The sequence below is a fragment of the Streptomyces sp. NPDC048288 genome, from assembly GCF_043201555.1.
GTDB lineage: Bacteria > Actinomycetota > Actinomycetes > Streptomycetales > Streptomycetaceae > Streptomyces.
The window spans coordinates 430,892-447,570 of the sequence record NZ_JBICZD010000010.1 but is presented as its reverse complement, the minus strand read 5'-3'; the positions used below and the strand labels follow the sequence as shown (position 1 = coordinate 447,570).

Annotated in this window: 18 protein-coding genes and 1 pseudogene; 10 read left to right on the top strand and 9 right to left on the bottom strand. The window is 71.4% G+C overall.

Annotation, left to right across the window (positions count from 1 at the left end):
* The 3 genes from ACGFZS_RS34265 to ACGFZS_RS34255 form a co-directional block, all read right to left on the bottom strand.
* The coding region (locus tag ACGFZS_RS34265; RefSeq protein ID WP_393798356.1) for an acyl-CoA dehydrogenase family protein at positions 1 to 829 on the bottom strand (829 nt) is incomplete at its 3' end.
* A gap of 105 nt (positions 830 to 934) precedes the next feature.
* Positions 935 to 2,593 carry an AMP-binding protein gene (locus tag ACGFZS_RS34260; protein ID WP_393798355.1) on the bottom strand — a complete coding sequence of 553 codons (1,659 nt, stop codon included), beginning with the start codon at positions 2,591 to 2,593 and terminating at the stop codon, positions 935 to 937.
* Positions 2,594 to 2,663: 70 nt separating this feature from the next.
* On the bottom strand, positions 2,664 to 3,611 hold the full coding sequence (locus ACGFZS_RS34255) for an LLM class flavin-dependent oxidoreductase (RefSeq protein ID WP_393798354.1): 948 nt from the start codon (positions 3,609 to 3,611) through the stop codon (positions 2,664 to 2,666).
* Between the two features lie 142 nt (positions 3,612 to 3,753).
* Between ACGFZS_RS34255 and ACGFZS_RS34250 the strand changes: the two genes are divergently transcribed.
* Both ACGFZS_RS34250 and ACGFZS_RS34245 read left to right on the top strand, forming a co-directional pair.
* Complete coding sequence (locus ACGFZS_RS34250; RefSeq protein WP_393798353.1) at positions 3,754 to 4,785, top strand: LLM class flavin-dependent oxidoreductase; 1,032 nt, start codon at positions 3,754 to 3,756, stop codon at positions 4,783 to 4,785.
* Positions 4,786 to 4,831: 46 nt separating this feature from the next.
* Positions 4,832 to 5,614, top strand: a complete 783-nt coding sequence (locus ACGFZS_RS34245) for a FadR/GntR family transcriptional regulator (RefSeq protein ID WP_393798352.1) — start codon at positions 4,832 to 4,834, stop codon at positions 5,612 to 5,614.
* Between the two features lie 116 nt (positions 5,615 to 5,730).
* On the opposite strand, the gene ACGFZS_RS34240 is transcribed toward ACGFZS_RS34245, so the two are convergent.
* The gene (locus ACGFZS_RS34240) at positions 5,731 to 6,516 is read right to left on the bottom strand and encodes an enoyl-CoA hydratase/isomerase family protein (RefSeq protein WP_393798351.1); all 786 of its coding nucleotides are present in this window, start codon (positions 6,514 to 6,516) and stop codon (positions 5,731 to 5,733) included.
* 44 nt (positions 6,517 to 6,560) lie between these two features.
* Complete coding sequence (locus ACGFZS_RS34235) at positions 6,561 to 7,553, bottom strand: zinc-binding alcohol dehydrogenase family protein (RefSeq protein ID WP_393798350.1); 993 nt, start codon at positions 7,551 to 7,553, stop codon at positions 6,561 to 6,563.
* Positions 7,554 to 7,707: 154 nt separating this feature from the next.
* On the opposite strand from ACGFZS_RS34235, the gene ACGFZS_RS34230 reads away from it, so the two are divergent.
* From ACGFZS_RS34230 to ACGFZS_RS34220, 3 genes are read left to right on the top strand one after another with little or no spacing between them, the layout of a single operon-like run.
* Positions 7,708 to 8,496 (top strand): hypothetical protein, encoded by a 789-nt coding sequence (locus tag ACGFZS_RS34230; RefSeq protein WP_393798349.1) that lies wholly within the window; start codon positions 7,708 to 7,710, stop codon positions 8,494 to 8,496.
* Between the two features lie 17 nt (positions 8,497 to 8,513).
* Entirely contained in the window at positions 8,514 to 9,113 is a 600-nt protein-coding gene (locus tag ACGFZS_RS34225) for a cytochrome c oxidase subunit 3 (RefSeq protein WP_393798348.1), read from the top strand.
* Positions 9,074 to 9,391: a cytochrome C oxidase subunit IV family protein gene (locus ACGFZS_RS34220; RefSeq protein WP_393798347.1), complete on the top strand. Its 318-nt coding sequence runs from the start codon at positions 9,074 to 9,076 to the stop codon at positions 9,389 to 9,391. The genes ACGFZS_RS34225 and ACGFZS_RS34220 overlap by 40 nt, the downstream gene beginning before the upstream one ends.
* On the opposite strand, the pseudogene ACGFZS_RS34215 reads toward ACGFZS_RS34220, so the two are convergent.
* Together ACGFZS_RS34215 and ACGFZS_RS34210 are read right to left on the bottom strand one after the other, a co-directional pair.
* A pseudogene (locus ACGFZS_RS34215) lies at positions 9,373 to 9,880 on the bottom strand (SCO family protein). The gene ACGFZS_RS34220 and the pseudogene ACGFZS_RS34215 sit on opposite strands and share 19 nt — an antisense overlap.
* A 26-nt stretch (positions 9,881 to 9,906) precedes the next feature.
* The gene (locus tag ACGFZS_RS34210) at positions 9,907 to 10,212 is read right to left on the bottom strand and encodes a hypothetical protein (protein WP_393798346.1); all 306 of its coding nucleotides are present in this window, start codon (positions 10,210 to 10,212) and stop codon (positions 9,907 to 9,909) included.
* Positions 10,213 to 10,622: 410 nt separating this feature from the next.
* On the opposite strand from ACGFZS_RS34210, the gene dhaK reads away from it, so the two are divergent.
* Genes dhaK through ACGFZS_RS34195 form a run of 3 tightly spaced genes read left to right on the top strand, consistent with a single transcriptional unit; the run spans position 10,623 to position 12,669 of the window.
* Positions 10,623 to 11,615, top strand: coding sequence for a dihydroxyacetone kinase subunit DhaK (gene dhaK, locus ACGFZS_RS34205; RefSeq protein WP_393798345.1), 993 nt, complete (start codon positions 10,623 to 10,625; stop codon positions 11,613 to 11,615).
* 51 nt (positions 11,616 to 11,666) lie between these two features.
* Positions 11,667 to 12,266 (top strand): dihydroxyacetone kinase subunit DhaL, encoded by a 600-nt coding sequence (gene dhaL / locus ACGFZS_RS34200; RefSeq protein WP_393543014.1) that lies wholly within the window; start codon positions 11,667 to 11,669, stop codon positions 12,264 to 12,266.
* Positions 12,259 to 12,669 (top strand): PTS fructose transporter subunit IIA, encoded by a 411-nt coding sequence (locus tag ACGFZS_RS34195; protein ID WP_359224116.1) that lies wholly within the window; start codon positions 12,259 to 12,261, stop codon positions 12,667 to 12,669. The genes dhaL and ACGFZS_RS34195 overlap by 8 nt, the downstream gene beginning before the upstream one ends.
* Positions 12,670 to 12,729: 60 nt before the next feature.
* On the opposite strand, the gene ACGFZS_RS34190 is transcribed toward ACGFZS_RS34195, so the two are convergent.
* Entirely contained in the window at positions 12,730 to 13,368 is a 639-nt protein-coding gene (locus ACGFZS_RS34190) for a TetR/AcrR family transcriptional regulator (RefSeq protein ID WP_393798344.1), read from the bottom strand.
* A gap of 168 nt (positions 13,369 to 13,536) precedes the next feature.
* Between ACGFZS_RS34190 and ACGFZS_RS34185 the strand changes: the two genes are divergently transcribed.
* Positions 13,537 to 14,298 carry an SDR family NAD(P)-dependent oxidoreductase gene (locus ACGFZS_RS34185; protein WP_393658192.1) on the top strand — a complete coding sequence of 254 codons (762 nt, stop codon included), beginning with the start codon at positions 13,537 to 13,539 and terminating at the stop codon, positions 14,296 to 14,298.
* Positions 14,299 to 14,409: 111 nt separating this feature from the next.
* Here the strand turns inward: ACGFZS_RS34185 and ACGFZS_RS34180 are convergent, their stop codons facing one another.
* A complete protein-coding gene (locus ACGFZS_RS34180; RefSeq protein WP_393798343.1) occupies positions 14,410 to 15,192 on the bottom strand; it encodes a glycoside hydrolase family 75 protein in 783 nt (260 codons plus the stop codon).
* 387 nt (positions 15,193 to 15,579) lie between these two features.
* Between ACGFZS_RS34180 and ACGFZS_RS34175 the strand changes: the two genes are divergently transcribed.
* Complete coding sequence (locus ACGFZS_RS34175; protein ID WP_393798342.1) at positions 15,580 to 16,539, top strand: fibronectin type III domain-containing protein; 960 nt, start codon at positions 15,580 to 15,582, stop codon at positions 16,537 to 16,539.
* The last annotated feature ends 140 nt before the right edge of the window (positions 16,540 to 16,679 follow it).

Here is a 16,679-nt window from a genome sequence, read left to right as displayed (position 1 = left end):
GGCGGGGGGGGCGGGCGGCCCATTTGTTGGGGGGGTGGGGGGTTTTGACCCCCGCTCGCGGTTGGGGTGTTTGCCCGGGGGGGGGGGCGATGGCGACCCGTTCGAAGGCGAGGGTCGCCATCGCCACCCTCCAGCCGCCGTCCACCTCTCCCACCACGGCGTCGTCGGGGAGGAAGACGTCGTCGAGGAAGACCTCGTTGAACTCCGGCTCGCCGAGCATGTGCGCGAGGGGGCGCACGGTGACGCCCGGGCTGTCCATGGGGAGCAGGAAGTAGGTGATCCCCCGGTGCCGCTCGCCGCCTCCGGTGCGGGCCAGCAGGATCGCGTGCGCGGCGAGTTGGGCGCGGCTGGTCCAGATCTTCTGGCCCTGGATCCGCCAGCCGCCGTCCACCTTGGTCGCCCTGGTGCGCAGGGAGGCCAGGTCGGATCCGGAGTCCGGCTCGGAGAAGAGCTGGCACCAGATCTCCTCGCCGGTCAGGATCGGCCGCAGGTACCGCGCCTTCTGGACGTCGGTGCCGAAGGACGCGACGGTCGGCCCGGCGAAGTCCTCGCCGATGGTGTTCAGGCGCTCGGGGGCGCCGGCCAGGTCGCACTCCTCGGTGAAGATCGCCCGCATCCGCTCGTCCAGCCCCTGGCCGCCGTACTCCTTGGGCCAGGTCAGTCCCGCGTAACCGGCGTCGAAGAGCATCCGCTGCCACTGCCGCCAGAACGGCGCCTTGGCGACCAGTCCGGGCGGCTCCGGCCAGGGCAGTCGGGGCAGTGCCGTGCTCAGCCAGGTCCGTACGCCGTGCCGGAACTCCGCCTCGTCGGGGGCGTCGGAAAGATCCATGATCACCACCTCTCCTTGACTGCAAACTATACTATAGGTCAGACCAAATAAATGGCCTGAGTGTTCCAGTTTCAGTGATCACATCGCGAGAGTGTCGCGAACCGGTCAGCCCCCGGCCGCCTTGAGCTTCTCCGCGATGTCCGCGCGCAGCAGGTGCTTCTGCACCTTGCCGGTGGCCGTGGTGGGCAGGGAGTCGACGATCTCCAGGCGTTCGGGAACCTTCTGGATCGCCAGGCCCGCGGCGAGGAGGTGGTCCCGCACCTCGTCGAGGGTCAGGGGCTCGACACCGGGCGCCGGGGTCAGATAGCAGCAGACCCGCTCCCCGAGGCGCTCGTCGGGCATGCCCACCGCGGCCACCTCCCCGACGGCCGGATGGCCGGCCAGCAGGTCCTCGACCTGACGGACACTGATGTTGAGCCCGCCGCGGATCACGATGTCCTTGAGACGGCCGGTCACCCGCACATAGCCGTCCTCGTCCATCACCCCGAGGTCGCCGGAGCGCGAGAAGCCGTCCGCGGTGAACATCGCGGCCGTCTCCTCGGGACGCCCGATGTACTCCAGGCAGTTGGTGGCACCCCGGTACGCGATGTCCCCCTCCTGCCCCCGCGGCAGTTCGTCGCCCTGCTCGTCGAGGATGCGGACCTGCTGCCCCGGGGCCGCCCTGCCGTCGGAGGTGACGGAGCGCTCCGGGTCGTCGTCGATCGCGCAGAGCGTGGTGGAGAGGTTCTCGCTGCGGCCGTAGAGGCTGAGGACGCGCATGCCGGGGAAGGCCTCCGTGGCCTCCCGCACGAAGGCGCCGGGTATGGGCGAGCCCGCGCAGGTCCAGAACCGCATGCTGCTCGCGTCGTGCACATCGGGGTCGTAGACACCCAGCATCATCCGCAGGAACGTGGTGGCGCTGACGGCCGCCGTGCAGCGGAACTTGGCGATGCGCGCGAGCCCCTCGCGCGGCTCCCACTGTTCCATCAGATGCGTCCCCGCGCCGTACAGGAGCGGCAGCAGCACGCTGGTGACCAGGCCGGTGGTGTGCGTGATCGGGGAGGGGCCGAACTGCACGTCGTCCTCGGTGTAGTTCCAGGCCCTGCCGAGCAACCGGGCGCCCCCGGCCATGGTGTTGAAGGTGTGCAGGCACCCCTTCGGACGGGCCGTGGTGCCCGAGCTGAACACGATGGCGAACGGCTCGTCGGGACCGGGAGCCGCGGGCAGGACCGCCTCGGCCTCCGCCGGTACGACACCGGCCGCCAGGTCCTCGTACCGCACGCAGCCCTCGGGCACCGGCCCGCCGCGCAGCACCACCACGTTCCGCAGGCCGGGCTGGGCCGCGGCGATGTCCCGGAACATGGCACCGTGGTCGAACCCGTGGAAGACCTCGGGTGTGAAGGCGACCCGGACCTCGGCCGTCTCGACGATGTAGGAGACCTCGTCCCGCCGGTAGATCGGCATGATCGGCACGATGACCGCGCCGATCCGGCTGACCCCGGCGGCGATCACCACGAACTCGCTCCAGTTGGGGGCCTGTACGGCCACCCGGTCGCCGGGCCGGACACCGAGCCGGGTCAGGCCGACGGCGAGGCCCAGGGCAGCGTCGCGCAGTTCCCGGTAGGTGTACGAGGTGGTGGAGTCCGTGACGAAGACCTTGTCCGGGCGGGTCCCCACCTGCTGTTCGAGGGCGCCGAAGAAGCCGTGGTCGCGCCAGACTCCGTCGGCGTAGTAGCTGTCGATCTGTTCTCTGGTGTAGCGGTCGTGCACAGTCGCCATGGGCATGCGGCTCGCCTGCCAACCTGTCGCCGGTCCTCCCGGGGGCGGGTAGGAACGTATCTGGTGAGAATGATGCCTAACGTAGAATGGTCTGACCGTTTAGACAATGCTTCTGCAGCAGCTCCCTCACTTCCGCGACCACCTCGATCCCCGCCTCGGTGGACTCGGCGACGGGGATGAGCGTGAGATGCGCGGCCCCGGACTCGACGAACGGCAGCAGAAACTCGGCCACGCGTTCAGGGGCTCCGGCGGGTGCGATGTGCTGGAACTTCTCATAGGGCAGCCGATAGAGGCCCTCCAGCCTGGCCGCCAGCAACTCCCGAGCCCGCCCGGAGTCCTTGCCGAGCCCGCACCACACGTTGACCCCGAACCAGCCCGGCGGCTCGCGATCGAGGCCGGCCGCGGCTTCGAGGACGCGCGTCCGGGTCTCCGCGAAGCGGCGCGCCGAGCAGAAGATGCCGAGCCAGCCGTCACCGAACTGCGCGGCGCGCCGGACCGCCACCTCGCCCTTGCCGCCGATGACCAGGGGGATGCGCGGCTCGGGCGACGGGAGGATCCGGGCCCGGTCGAGCTGGAAGAACTCGCCGTCATGGGTGACTTCCTCACCCGCCAGCAGGCGGCGCACCAGCATCAGCGACTCGTCGAGCCGACGGCCCCGAGTGCGGGGATCGACACCCGCGTTGGCGACCTCTCGGCGGTCCTCCCCGCCGACGCCGACGCCGAGCGTGAGCCGCCCGGGCGCGGACTGGCTCAGCGTGGCGAGTTGCCGGGCGGCCGTCATGGGGTGACGCAGACCGAGGAGATAGACACCGACGATCACCGAGAGCCTCTCGTGCGAGGAGAGCAGGGTGCTCGCGGAGACGAGACCGTCGAAGCCGGTCCCGCCGTGGAAGCTGATGTGGTCTCCGACGCAGACGTGCGCCAGTCCGGCCGCCGCAGCCTTGTCGAGCAGCAGGCGACGGCGGCCCAGGTCGGGCGTGGTGAAGCCGTCCTGGTCGGAGATGCCGAGGGTGAACGGGCTCATGGGGCGACCCCTTCCGGGCACTTCGGGCAGAGCGGGGGCTGGGCCCCCGGGGTATCCTCACTGTAACCTAATAAGGTCTGACCATTATCAGCTGTGTGCAGTTACGTTGAATGCCACGGGTATTCGAGCGAGGAGCGTGCGCGTGACCACACGAGGAATCACCGTTCTGGCCGGCGGACTGAAGGACACCCGGGAGATCGCCCGGCGGGCCGAGGCCGCCGGGTTCGACGCGGTCTGGTCCGGGGAGTTCCTCCACCGGTCCGCGATCGTCTCCGTCGCCGCGACGGCCGCGGCCACCACCCGCATCGGCGTGGGAACGGCCATCGCCTACGCCGTGGGCCGCTCCCCGCTGATCCTGGCCAACGACGCCCGGTTCCTCGACGAACTGAGCGACGGCCGGCTGGTCCTGGGCCTGGGCACCGGAACACGCCGGATGATGCAGGACTGGCACGGTGTCAGCGATCCGGACGGCCCGGCCACCAGAATGGAGGAGCTGGTCCCGCTGCTGCGCAGGCTCTGGCGGCTGCACGAGGGACCGGTGCGGCACCAGGGCCGCTTCTACTCCCTGGACATCACCCCCACCGCCGACATCCAGCCGCCCACCCGCCCCGCCGTCCCCATCTACACGGCGGGCGTCAATCCCCGGATGATCGAGGCGGCGGGCCGGGTGTCGGACGGCCTGATCTGCCACCCCACGCTCACCGACCGGTACCTCGACGAGGTTGCCAGGCCGGCCCTCGCCCGGGGCGCGCTCAAGGCGGGACGCTCCCTGGGGGACATCCGGCTCAAGGGCGTCGTCATCTGTGCGATCGCCGACGACACCGCGTCGGCGCGCCGCGAGGCAGCCGCGCAGATCGCGTTCTACGTGGCCCCCAAGGCCTACGGTCCGGTCATGGCGGCCTCCGGCTTCGCGGCCGAGGCGGCCGAGATCCGGGCCGCCTTCCAGGCGGGCGACCACCGGCGGATGACCGACGCGGTCTCGGACGCCATGCTCGACCAGATGGCCGTCGCCGGGACCGCCGACGAGGTGCGTGATGCCCTGCCGGCCCTGGAGAAGCGCTACGACCACGCGGCGCTCTACTCGCCCAGCTTCACCCTGGCTCCCGAGCGGGTCGCCGAGAACACCGAGGCCGTCATCGAGACGTTCGCCCGCCGAAGCGACCGCCTCGGGTGATAGTTTTAAACAGGTTTAAGTTCAGACCATTGACTCCCGGAGACTCATGTCCGACGCATCAGCCGCCCGGCCCGCCGGAGGCAGGCCGTCCACCATTCAGCTGTCACCGGTCGAAGTCCCCAAGGCCTCCGACGTCCTCGCCGCCGAGCTGCGCGAGCGCATCCTGAGCGGCGAGTTCGTCGAGGGCACCGCGCTCCCCCCGGAGCGCGAACTGGTGGTGCAGACCCAGATGAGCCGGGCGACGGTCCGGGAGGCGCTGCGCATCCTGGAGGTGCAGCGGCTGATCCGGATCAAGACCGGCCGCGGTGGCGGGGCGATCGTGCAGCGGCCCGGCACGGAGTCGGTCGCCAGCTCGGTGAGCCTGCTGATCCGCGGCCGCCAGATCCGGCTGTCCTCACTGCTGGAGACCCGGGAGGCGATCGAACCCCACTGCGCCCGGCTGGCCGCCGTACACCGCACCGACGACGACCTCACCGCCCTGGAGGCCGCGAACCAGGCCATCGCCGTGGAGGACGGCAGCCTGGCCGACTTCCTTCAGGCCAACGTCGACTGGCACGTGGCGGTCGCCGTCGCAAGCCACAACGAACTGCTCGCCGGGTTCATGGCCGCCCTCTCCCGCGCCATCTACACCTCGACGGAGAACGAGCGGTTCGTCGACAACGACGTGCGCCGCACAGCCGCCCAGGCGCACCGCTCCATCACCGCGGCGATCCGCGCGAAGGACCCCGAGGCCGCGGTCCGCCGGATGACCCGCCATGTGCACGGATACGCGGACGCGGTCCTGGAAGTGGACGACCGGACGGAGATCACGGTCGCCGAGGAGGAGTGACCAAGGGGCGGCCAGGGAGGCGCCCCGAAGGGGCGCGGGGAACTGCGCGACCAGCCACGACGGCGCCGCAGCCACCAGACGGCGCACCGCGGCACATCGGCACACCCAGCGGAGCGCTACCGCATACGCCACCGCGGCGCCCGCTTCTCCCGGAACGCCAGGACGCCCTCGCTCATGTCCTCCGTCGTGAAGGCCAGCGCGAGTTGGGCCTGGAGGGCATCGAGGGCTTCGTGCAACCCCATGTCGCGGGTGGTGTCCAGGGCGTCCTTGCCCAGCCGCATCAGCAGCGGTGACTTGGCCGCGATCCGGTGCGCCCACGACACGACCGCGTCCCCGAACTCCTCGTCCGGCACCACCCTGTTGACGAGTCCCAGCTCGCACGCCTGCCGCGCGGTCAGCAACTCGCCCAGCATCATCAGCTCGTTGGCCCGCATCCGGCCCACGTTGCGGTAGATCAGCGCGGAGATCATGAAGGGGAACACGCCGACGTTGATCTCGGGGCAGCCGAAGCGCGCCGACTCCTTGGCGATCACGAGGTCGCAGGCGAGGGCGAGCCCGAACGCCCCGGCGAGGACGTCTCCGTTCGCCGCGCAGACGACCGGCTTGCCCAGGGCGCCGATCAGCTTGAACAGCCGGGGGAAACGGTCCAGTTCGGCGTACTTGGCGACGGGCGGCCGCTCGTCCGCGAAGCCGCGCAGGTCGCCCCCGGAGGAGAAGACACGCTCGTGCGAGGACGTCAGCACCACGACCCGCACGGCTTCGTCGCGCCGTGCCGTCTCCAGTGTCTCCAGCAGTTCGTCGAGCAGTTCGTCGCTGAGGGCGTTGCGGGACTGGGGATGGTCCAGCGTGACGAAGGCGGCCCCCGCCTCGTCGACCGCGTAGCGAACGAGTTTCCCGGCCATACGATGCCTGCCCTTCTGCTCTGGTCGGTTCCGGTAAGTTCTGGTCAGTTCTGGGTGAGGACGACTTTGCCGAATCCCCGTCCCTGTTCGAGGTGTTCGTGTGCCTCGGCGGCCCGGTCCAGCGGAAAGACGCGGTCGATCGGCGGGGGCGGGATCCGGTGCTCGCGCAGGAGGCGGAGCAGGCCGGCGAAGTCGTGCGGGCTGCCCATGGTGGTGCCCAGCAGGTCGTACTGGCCGAAGTAGAAGGGCCGTACGTCGAGGGAGGCCCGCTCGCCCCGGGAGGCGCCGAGGACCACCAGCCGGCCGCCCGGCCGAAGCGCCCGCAGGGATTCCGCCCAGGAGCCCACCGGGTCCAGCACCAGGTCGAAGCCCCGGCCTCCCGGGGAGAGGCTCTTGGCCGCCTCGGCCCAGCCGGGCTCGGTGTAGAGGACTCCGTCGGCGGCGCCGAGGGAGCGCGCGTTCGTGATCTTCTCGGCGGAGGACGAGGTCACCACCGTCCGGGCGCCGATTCCGGTGGCGAGGGCGACCGCCGTCGTGGCCACTCCCCCGCCGGCGCCGAGCACCAGGAGCGACTCCCCGGCGCGCAGCCTGCCCCGGGTGAACAGCGCGCGGTGGACGGTCAGTCCGACCAGCGGCAGCGCCGCCGCTTCCGTCCAGCTCAGCCCGGCGGGCTTGGGCACCACGCACTCGGCGGGGACCCGCACCGACTCGGCGTACGTGCCCGGCAGGCGGTCCCCGAGGATCTGCCAGCCGGGCCCGGGCGCGCTCTCGTCGTCCCCCCACCACAGCGAGGGCAGGATCACGACCTCCTCCCCGGTGTCGGCCCGGATCCCGGCGCCGTCCGCGCCCGGCACATGGGGCAGCGGCGAGCCGTACCTGCCCTGCCGCACGAGCACGTCGTGCCAGTTCAAGGCGGCGGCACGCAGGTGTACGACCGTCCAGCCGGGTTCCTCGGCGGGCGCCGGGACCTCCTCGGACCGCAGATTCCGCGCCGGACCGAACGCGCGCAGCACGGCAGCGTGCACGGCGACCTCCACACACTAAAGGTTAGACCATTGAATGTATAAGACCATTCTCGGGGTGAACAGGCGGGGGGAGAAATCTCCCTCTGCGGGGACGACGCGCTCCGCCGGGCCCGTGCCCACCATGCAGAGGACCACCCGCCCCTCGACGAGGAGGAGTCACCCAGCCATGGCCACGATCGCGGACACGAGGAACACGGCGGCCCATCCGCCCTCCGGACAGCTCACGGTCCGGCACGACTACCGGACCTGGACACTGCTCGCATGGTGCGGGCCGCTGTTCATGGCGGTGTTCATCCTGTTGTGGGGTGCGCTGGCCGGCAATCTCCCGCCGTTCCCGCCGAGCGCGACGGCCGCCGAGGTCAGGGCGCACTATCTGGACCACCGGCTCGCCATCATGATCGGCATGTCGGTGTGCCTCACCGTGACGTCGTTCTACATGGCGTGGGGCTGCGCCATCTCCCATGTGATGCGCCGCGTCGAGGGGCCCGGCGGGCTGCTCGGCAACCTGGAGATGATGGGGGCCACGATCACCACGGCTCCGATCATGACGGCGTGCGCGATCTGGCTCACCGCGGCCCACGAGGCCCGCACCCTCAGCCCCGAGCTGCTGCACATGCTGTACTGGGCGGGCTGGCTCCTGATCGACCTCGCCTACTTCGTGACGTCCTTCCAGATCGCCGCCATCAGCCTGGTGTTCGCCCGCGACACGCGGGACAGGCCCCTGGTGCCCAGCTGGGTGAACTGGTGGGGGTGGGTCACCTTCGCGTCGTTCTTCGTGGTGAGCGCCATCCCGTTCGTGACCACCGGCCCACTGGCCTTCAACGGCGTCATCAGCTTCTGGATCGCGTTCGGAACCTGGTTCGTCTGGTGCCCGGCGCTGTCCTTCCACATCATCAGGGCCATTCCCAGGCTCAGGGCGGAGGACAAGGCCGCCGCATCCGCCGTCACCGGCTGACACCGGCTGACACCGCTGTGGGACTCACCACCACCGGGCGCGGCAGGCCCCGGAATGCCGGGCGCCTGCCCGGCGTCGAGGGCATCTGGGTCTTCCTCGGCGCCGACCTCGTCATCTTCTGCGTCCTGTTCGTCTCCTTCATGAAGGACCGGACCGCACAGCCCGCCCTGTTCGAAAGATCACGGCTCACGCTCAGCCACACCTTGGGCGGAGCCGACACCCTGATCCTGCTCACCAGTTCATGGCTGGTCGCGCTGGCGGTGGAGGCGGCACGAGGGGACGAACCGAAGCGGTCCCGGATCTGCCTGGCGGGCGGCTCCCTCGCCGGTGCCGTCTTCGTCCTGTCCAAGTCGGTGGAGTACGGGGAGAAGTTCGCCGCCGGCGTCACCCCCGCGACCGACTCCTTCTTCATGTGGTACTTCACCCTGACCGGCATGCACCTGGCCCACGTGGTCGTGGGCAGCTGTCTGCTCGCGGCACTCTGGGCGAGATCCCGGAAATCCGCACACGGAGACGGCGAACACGTACTCCTACTCCTGGAGTCCGTGGCCTCGTTCTGGCATCTGGTCGACCTGCTGTGGATCATCATGTTTCCGCTGCTCTACCTGACGAGGTGAGACCGACGAAGCCACCGTCACAGACCCGAGCACTGCACGTCGTCTGGCTCGCTCTGATGTTGCTCACGTGCGCCTCGGCATGGTTGCTCACCGACGGGCCGTTCGGTCCACCCGTCGCCACCGTCGGCGTATTCCTGATCGCGGCGGTCAAGGCCCGATGGGTGATCCTCCGCTTCATGGAGTTGCGTGCCGCGCCCATAGCCGTGCGGCTGTTCTTCGAGGGGGCCGCCTTCACGGTCACCGCGCTGCTCCTCGTCGTCTACTCACTGACCCCCTGAGCCGGACCTACCGGCGTGTCCACGAGGTCCTCCGCCGTCACCGTGTCGGAGAAGTACGTGACGTACCCGCCCGCCTCGCCGAGGAGGTAAGTGAACGACGTGTGCGGCACCGTGCAGCCGTCCGGGTCGTCGGCGGCCTCGGTCCGGCGGGCGAAGACGCGGTAGGCGGACACGGCCGCCCGCACCTGGTCCGGGGTTCCGGTCAGGCCCGTGTGGTGCGCGGCGCATCGCCTCGGGTGTGTCGCGTTCGGGGTCGACCCTGATGTACAGCGGCCGGATACGGTCCGCGGCCGTGCCCAGCAGGGTCAGTGCCCAGGTGTTGCGGCCCAGGACGCGCGGGCAGACCTCCGCGCAGTGCGTGAAACCGAAGAAGACCAGGAGCGGGCGGCCCCTGTAGGTCTCAGGAGTGACCAGGTCTCCGTGGTGGTCGGTCAGGTCGAAGTGGCCGCCAGGGGTGGCGGGGTCGGTGGGGGTGGTCGGGGTGTTCATCACGGCTCCTCGGTCCGGTGGGGAGGTCAGCGCCAGCGCAGGGCGAGGGTCGTGTCTCCCGCGACGGGGAGAGTGAGGCGCAGGGTGTCGTGTTCGGTGTCCGTGGTGCCGGTCCGGACGGCGACTCCGTCCTGGTGGAGGGTCCAGCTCCGGCCGACGGGGAGCCCGTCGATGTCCAGTGACGCATCGGTTCCGGCGGTGTCGCGGGACCTCAGGCCCAGCAGCAGGATGCGGCTGTCACCGTCGTAGAAGGCCCGTCGCACGTCGAAGGCGCCCCGCATGCCGGTGAGACGGTTGTAGAGGGCCCACAGGCCGTCCGGAACGGTGCGCACGGCGACGCTCCAGGGGGACGGCGACCGGGACCAGCGCTTCCCGGCCGAGGAACTCGACCAGAGAACGCAGAGTGACGGCCGCGTCCTCGGCGTCGCCCTCCTACGGCACGGGGCCCACGAGCAGGCCGGCGCGATTCCATTGTGCGGGTCGGAAAGCTTCACGGGTTCTCTCACGTGACCTTGGCGCGTGCAAGGTCGATACTTCGGTCAGGAGAGCTACGCCGCCCGCGACACACCCCGCACCCACACCTGATGAGCCGTCACCGAAGTCAGTATCGAGTCGGCACCAGCCTCGCCGCGGCCCGCTGCGGGCCACCGTTGAGCGCCACGGTCAAAAACCGACGAAATCCACTCTGACCTGCGAAGACACAGCTCAGAGGCTAGTCTGACAGTCCCACTAGGAGGACCGCATGAGGATGCTCATCAACGTTCCGGAGACCGTGGTGGCGGATGCGCTGCGGGGGATGGCGGCGGCTCATCCCGACCTCACCGTGGACGTGGAGAACCGGGTGATCGTACGACGGGACGCCCCCGTCGCCGGGCAGGTCGCGCTGGTCTCCGGTGGCGGCTCGGGGCACGAGCCGTTGCACGGCGGATTCGTGGGCCACGGCATGCTCTCGGCCGCCTGTCCGGGCGAGGTGTTCACCTCCCCCGTCCCGGATCAGATGGCCAGGGCCGCCGCGGCCGTGGACAGCGGGGCCGGCGTGCTGTTCATCGTGAAGAACTACACCGGTGACGTGCTCAACTTCGACATGGCCGCCGAACTCGCCGAGGACGAGGGCATCCAGGTCGCGAAGGTGCTGGTCAACGATGACGTGGCCGTCACCGACAGCCTCTACACCGCGGGCCGGCGCGGCACCGGCGCCACCCTGTTCGTGGAGAAGATCGCGGGCGCCGCGGCGGCCGAGGGCCAGCCGCTGGAGCGGGTCGAGGCCATCGGACGCCAGGTGAACGAGAACTCCCGCACCTTCGGTGTCGCCCTCAGCTCCGTCACGACCCCGGCCAAGGGCACCCCGACCTTCGATCTGCCGCCCGGGGAGCTGGAGTTGGGCATCGGCATCCACGGCGAGCCGGGTCGGGAGCGGCGGGCCATGATGACCTCCGGCGAGATCGCCGACTTCGCGGTGCACGCCATCCTGGACGACATGACCCCGCGCAACCCGGTCCTCGTCCTGGTCAACGGCATGGGCGCGACCCCGCTCCTGGAGCTGTACGGGTTCAACGCCGAGGTCCAGCGGGTGCTGGCCGAACGCGGGGTGACCGTGGCCCGCACCCTGGTCGGCAACTACGTCACCTCCCTCGACATGGCCGGCGCCTCGGTCACCCTCTGCCAGGTCGACGAGGACCTGCTGCGGCTGTGGGACGCGCCGGTGAAGACACCCGGCCTGCGCTGGGGGATGTGAGCGACCGAGAAAGCACCGACCCGCGCCCGTACCGCAACGCAAGGAGATCCCGTGCTCGACGCCGACTTCTTCCGCCGCTGGATGGCGGCGACCGCCGCCTCCGTCGACCGTGAGGCGGAGCGGCTCACCGCCCTCGACTCCCCCATCGGGGACGCCGACCACGGCAGCAACCTGCAGCGCGGGTTCAAGGCGGTGGTGGCCGCGCTGGAGAAGGAGGCCCCCGACACCCCGGGAGCCGTACTGGCACTCGCCGGGCGCCGGCTGATCTCCACGGTCGGCGGCGCGTCGGGGCCGCTCTACGGCACGCTGCTGCGCAGCACCGGCAAGGCGCTCGGCGACGCGGCCGAGGTCAGCGAAGCACAGCTCGCCGAGGCGCTGCGGGCGGGCGTGGACAAGGTGATGGCGCTCGGCGGGGCGGCGCCCGGGGACAAGACGATGATCGACGCCCTGGTACCGGCCGTCGACGCGCTCGGTGACGGCTTCGGCGCGGCGCGGGCCGCCGCCGAGCAGGGGGCCGAGGCCACGACCCCGCTGCAGGCCCGCAAGGGCCGGGCCAGCTATCTGGGCGAGCGCAGCATCGGCCACCAGGACCCGGGCGCCACCTCGTCGGCGCTGCTCGTCGCCGCACTGGAGGAGGCCGCCGGTGAGTGACGACAGGCTGGTCGGGATCGTGCTGGTGTCGCACAGCGCGGAGGTCGCCGCGTCCGTCGCGGAGCTGGCCAAGAGCCTGGCGGGAGGCGGCACGGCGGTGCCGGTCGCGCCCGCGGGCGGTACCGAGGGCGGCGGGCTCGGCACCAGCGCCGAGCTGATCGCCGCCGCGGCCGCGGCCGTGGACCGGGGCGCCGGGGTCGCCGTCCTCACCGACCTCGGCAGTGCCGTGCTCACCGTGAAGGCGCTGCTCGCCGAGGGCGACGAACTCCCGGACGGCACCCGGCTGGTGGACGCCCCGTTCGTCGAGGGCGCGGTGGCCGCCGTGGTGACGGCGACCACCGGGGCCGACCTGGACGCGGTGGAGGCGGCCGCCGCCGAGGCGTACACGTACCGCAAGGTCTGAGAGAACCCCGGGCTCTGCGAGAACTCCCGCAGAACCCGTACCGGCGGAAAGGCCGGCTCGCTAGGCGAGACCGGCCGCCACCACGGTCAGGGCCGAGCGCACGATCGCCGTGAGCTCGGCCTCCGCCGTGACCGCGTCCGTCGCCTCGTCGGCGACGTGCCAGGCGTAGTGCTCGACGGCCGCGCGCAGCGCCGCGTTGAACATGGCCGCCTGGATCTTCGGCAGCACATCGTCGGCGGGCAGCCCGGCGCGGTCGGCGAGGGCGCGGGCGAACGCCGGCTCGGCCTCGTCGTACGTCTGGAGCCACTCCGCGCGCAGTCCCGGCTCGACGCGGGTCAGCCGGACCAGGGCGCCGATGGTGGCACTGTCGGGGCCCTCCACGAGACGGCTGTCGGCCGGTACGGAACTCTCGAAGACCTGCTCCAGTGACTGCCCGGGCGGCCAGTCGCGCAGGCAGTCGGCGACCGCGTCGATGCGGGCCGAGAACAGCGGCCGTACGCAGGCCTCCTTGCTCGGGAAATAGCGCCAGACCGTGCGCGCCGAGACCCCGACCGCCTGACCGATCTGCTCGCCCGTGGTCGCGGTCACCCCCTGGGCGACGAACAGGTCCACCGCGGCGCGGGCGATCTCCAGCCTGATCTCGGCCTTGCGCTCCTCGGTCAGGGGCGGCCGTCCCGTGCGTCCCGCTGCTGAGGTCATCTGCTCCTCCGGTGCCGTTGCCCTTACCTGATGATCGGCATTCTGCCCAAGGTGCCGCTGGACCGGGAAATTCCGCCCGCCAGTTCATGTCACTCACAGACATTAAGTCGTATGGTGTGCCCGTAACCGGGCGCGGCGCGCCCACGAACCACCGGATGGGAGCACCACATGGCCAGCGGACTCGACGGGCGCGGCGTCATCGTCACCGGCGCGGGATCGGGCATCGGGCGGGCCACCGCCCTGGCCTTCGCCACGGAGGGCGCCCGGGTCCTGATCGCCGACCTCAACGCCGAGAGCGCGGGCGCGGTGGTCAAGGAGATCGAGGCGGCGGGCGGTACGGCGGTGGCCGTCACCGGCGACCTCAGCGAGCAGTCCGTGGTGGACCAGGTGGTCGCGACCGCCGTGGAGCGGTTCGGCGGGGTGGACGTGCTGGTGAACAACGCCGGGATCATGGACCGCATGTCGGCGCTGGGCGAGGTGAGCGACGCGGAGTGGGAGCGCGTCATACGGGTCAACCTCACCGCGCCGTTCCTGCTCACCCGCGCGGTGCTGCCGCACATGCTGGCGGCCGGCCGGGGTGCGATCGTCAACACCGCCTCCGAGGCCGGCCTGCGCGGCAGCGCGGCGGGCGCCGCCTACACGGCCTCGAAGCACGGCGTGGTCGGCCTGACCAAGAACCTCGCGGTGATGTACCGCGACCAGGGCATCCGGGCCAACGCGATCGCCCCCGGCGGTACGGCGACGGGCATGATCCCCGACATCGACGGCGAGGCGCACGGCCCGAAGGCGCTCGGCCCCTACTTCGGCAACGTCGGCCGCGTGTCCCAGCCCGAGGAGCAGGCCGCCGCCATCCTCTTCCTGGCCTCCGACGCCGCCGCCAACATCAACGGCGCGATCCTCCCCGTCGACAACGGCTGGGCGGCCGTCTGACCGTCGCGGACCCGCGACCCGGGCGGGCGGCCCCGACGAAGGCCGCCCGCCCACAGGCACCTCCGGCCGGGGAAACCGCCCCGCACCCGGCGCCCGGCACCCGGGCCCAGGTCAGCCGTCCCCGCCGCCGTCCCGGACGCCGGCCCCATCCCTGACGTCGTCCCCGCCCCTGTCCCCGACGTCGCCCCCGACCCCGACGTCAACCCCGTCCCCGACCCCGATGAACTGTGCCGCCAGGCGCTTCCCCTCCTCCTCTGCCGCCGCGCGGTCCTCGATGGGTTTGACCGTCGAGTCCTTGAAGACGATGTAGGTGACGCCGGAGGGCACGCCGCCGACACGGGGGTCGGGGTTGACGCCGAGGCCGCGGGCGGTGGCGTAGGAGGCCTCGCCGATGATGTCGCGGGGTCCGGTGTCGCCGACGACGGCGTACTGCACGCGGTCCTTGTAGATCACCGCGGCGACCGATCCGCCGCGGACGCCGGACGCGCGGTGGTCCCAGCGGCCGCTGGGTGCCGGTACGACGATGTAGGGCAGCGTCTCCGCGTTGAGGTGACGGCCGTTGGACTGCTGGTAGGCGGTGGTGGCGGTGAACGCGGGGTCGGCGGCGCGGTTGCAGTGGGCGGTGGCCCGGCCGTCGCAGTCGACGTCGAGGTCGGCCTTCCAGAAGACGGCCTGGCGGGTGCCGCACACGGGGACGGTGGCGGCGGTGTAGGCGTCGGTGCGGTAGCGGCCCTTGGAGACCTGGGCGCAGTCCGCCACCCGGTCCAGCAGGTCGGAGGCGGTGATCCGGTGCCGTTCACCGGACGCCGCGAGCGCGGGGGTGGGGACGGGCAGGGTGGTCGGGGCGAGCAGGGCGGCGCCGGCCGCGGCCAGCGTCAGCGACTGGACACGCACGATGAAGGACCCTCTCGATGGGGGACAAGAAGTCACCCGGCTCAATTTGGTGGGGTCGGGGCGGCCCGACCAAGCAACGAAGGGCTGTTCAGGGCCGTACGGAGCAACGAACCGACACCCTGTGAGAATCCGCCGGGGGGCCGGAGCCCTGAGCCGATGTCGGCCCAGGCCACCCCGGCCGCCCGCGTCGGCGCGGGATCAGCGACGACAGCGTTCCGCGCCACAGGCGCGAACTCCCGTGTTGTCTCCGGAAGTTCGGCCGCAGGAACCTCAGCATACGTAACTCCGGCCCGCCGTCACCAATACGGCCCTCTTGATGTCCGCATCCCGGGCAGGCCATATTGGTCCGGACCATTGCCGTGCTGCCGTCCCCGGAGAGGCGGAACCGTGCGCCGAGTCGTCGTGGTCTGTGCCCTGCTGTTGGTGTCGTCCTGCGGCTGGGGCGGCGGCGCCGACGGCGACAGTGGCCGGCTGCCCGGTGCCCCGGCGGGGGTCACCGCGGCGGCGGGGAGCGCGACCACCGTGCACGTCATGTGGAACGCGCTGCCGGAAGGTTCCGGCATCCGTGCCTACGAGGTATATCGCGGCACCACGAAGGTCGGTGAAGTACCGGGGTCGCAGCACATGGTGGATGTCACCAGGCTGAAGCCGTCCACGGTGTACGCGTTCACCGTGCGGGCCCGGGGCGGCGACGGCAGCCTCGGGCCGCGCAGCCGCGAGGTGCGGGCGACGACGCCGGAGGCGGTGGCCGCGGACCGCTCGGCACCGACCAGCCCGGCGCGCCCGGCCGGCCGGGCGGTGGGCAGCCGCGCGGTGCAGCTGTCGTGGAGCGCCTCGACGGACGACCGCGCGGTGGCGTCGTACGACATCTACCAGGGCGGTGCCCGGATCCACAGTGTGGGCGGGAACCAGACCGCGACCGTGGTGACGGGGCTGCGGCCGGGGACCCGCTATGTCTTCACCGTCCGGGCCCGGGACGCGGCCGACAACCTCTCCCCCGCGAGCGCGGCGGTGCGCCTCGGTACGCCGGGCACCGACGACGGCCGGGACACCGCGCCCACCGGGTTCACCGCGGGGAGCCACGAGAAGGACGGGGCGTACTACCTCGATCTGGCCTGGGACCCGCCGCACGCGGACGGCGTGATCACCGAGTACCAGATCCAGCTCGACGCCGGTACGACCACCTCGCTGGTGTGGGGCGGCACACCACCGAAAGATCGTTCGACCTATGGCTTCTATGTGGGGCGGGACCATGGGGTCGTGCACCAGGTGCGGCTGCGGGCACGGCTGCCGGACGGGACCTGGGGCGGATGGTCGGCGCGGCGGACCGTGACGACGGGGGCCTGATCCGCACCCGGGCCTGGGCCGGACGGAGGAATAGTTCACCTGGCCGGTCGCCCTCCGCGTGCGGCACGGGCCGCGGCCGTCTTCGCTGAACCTGAGGCAGCACGGGCGTTTCCCGACCCTCGGCGGCGCAAGGGACGTTC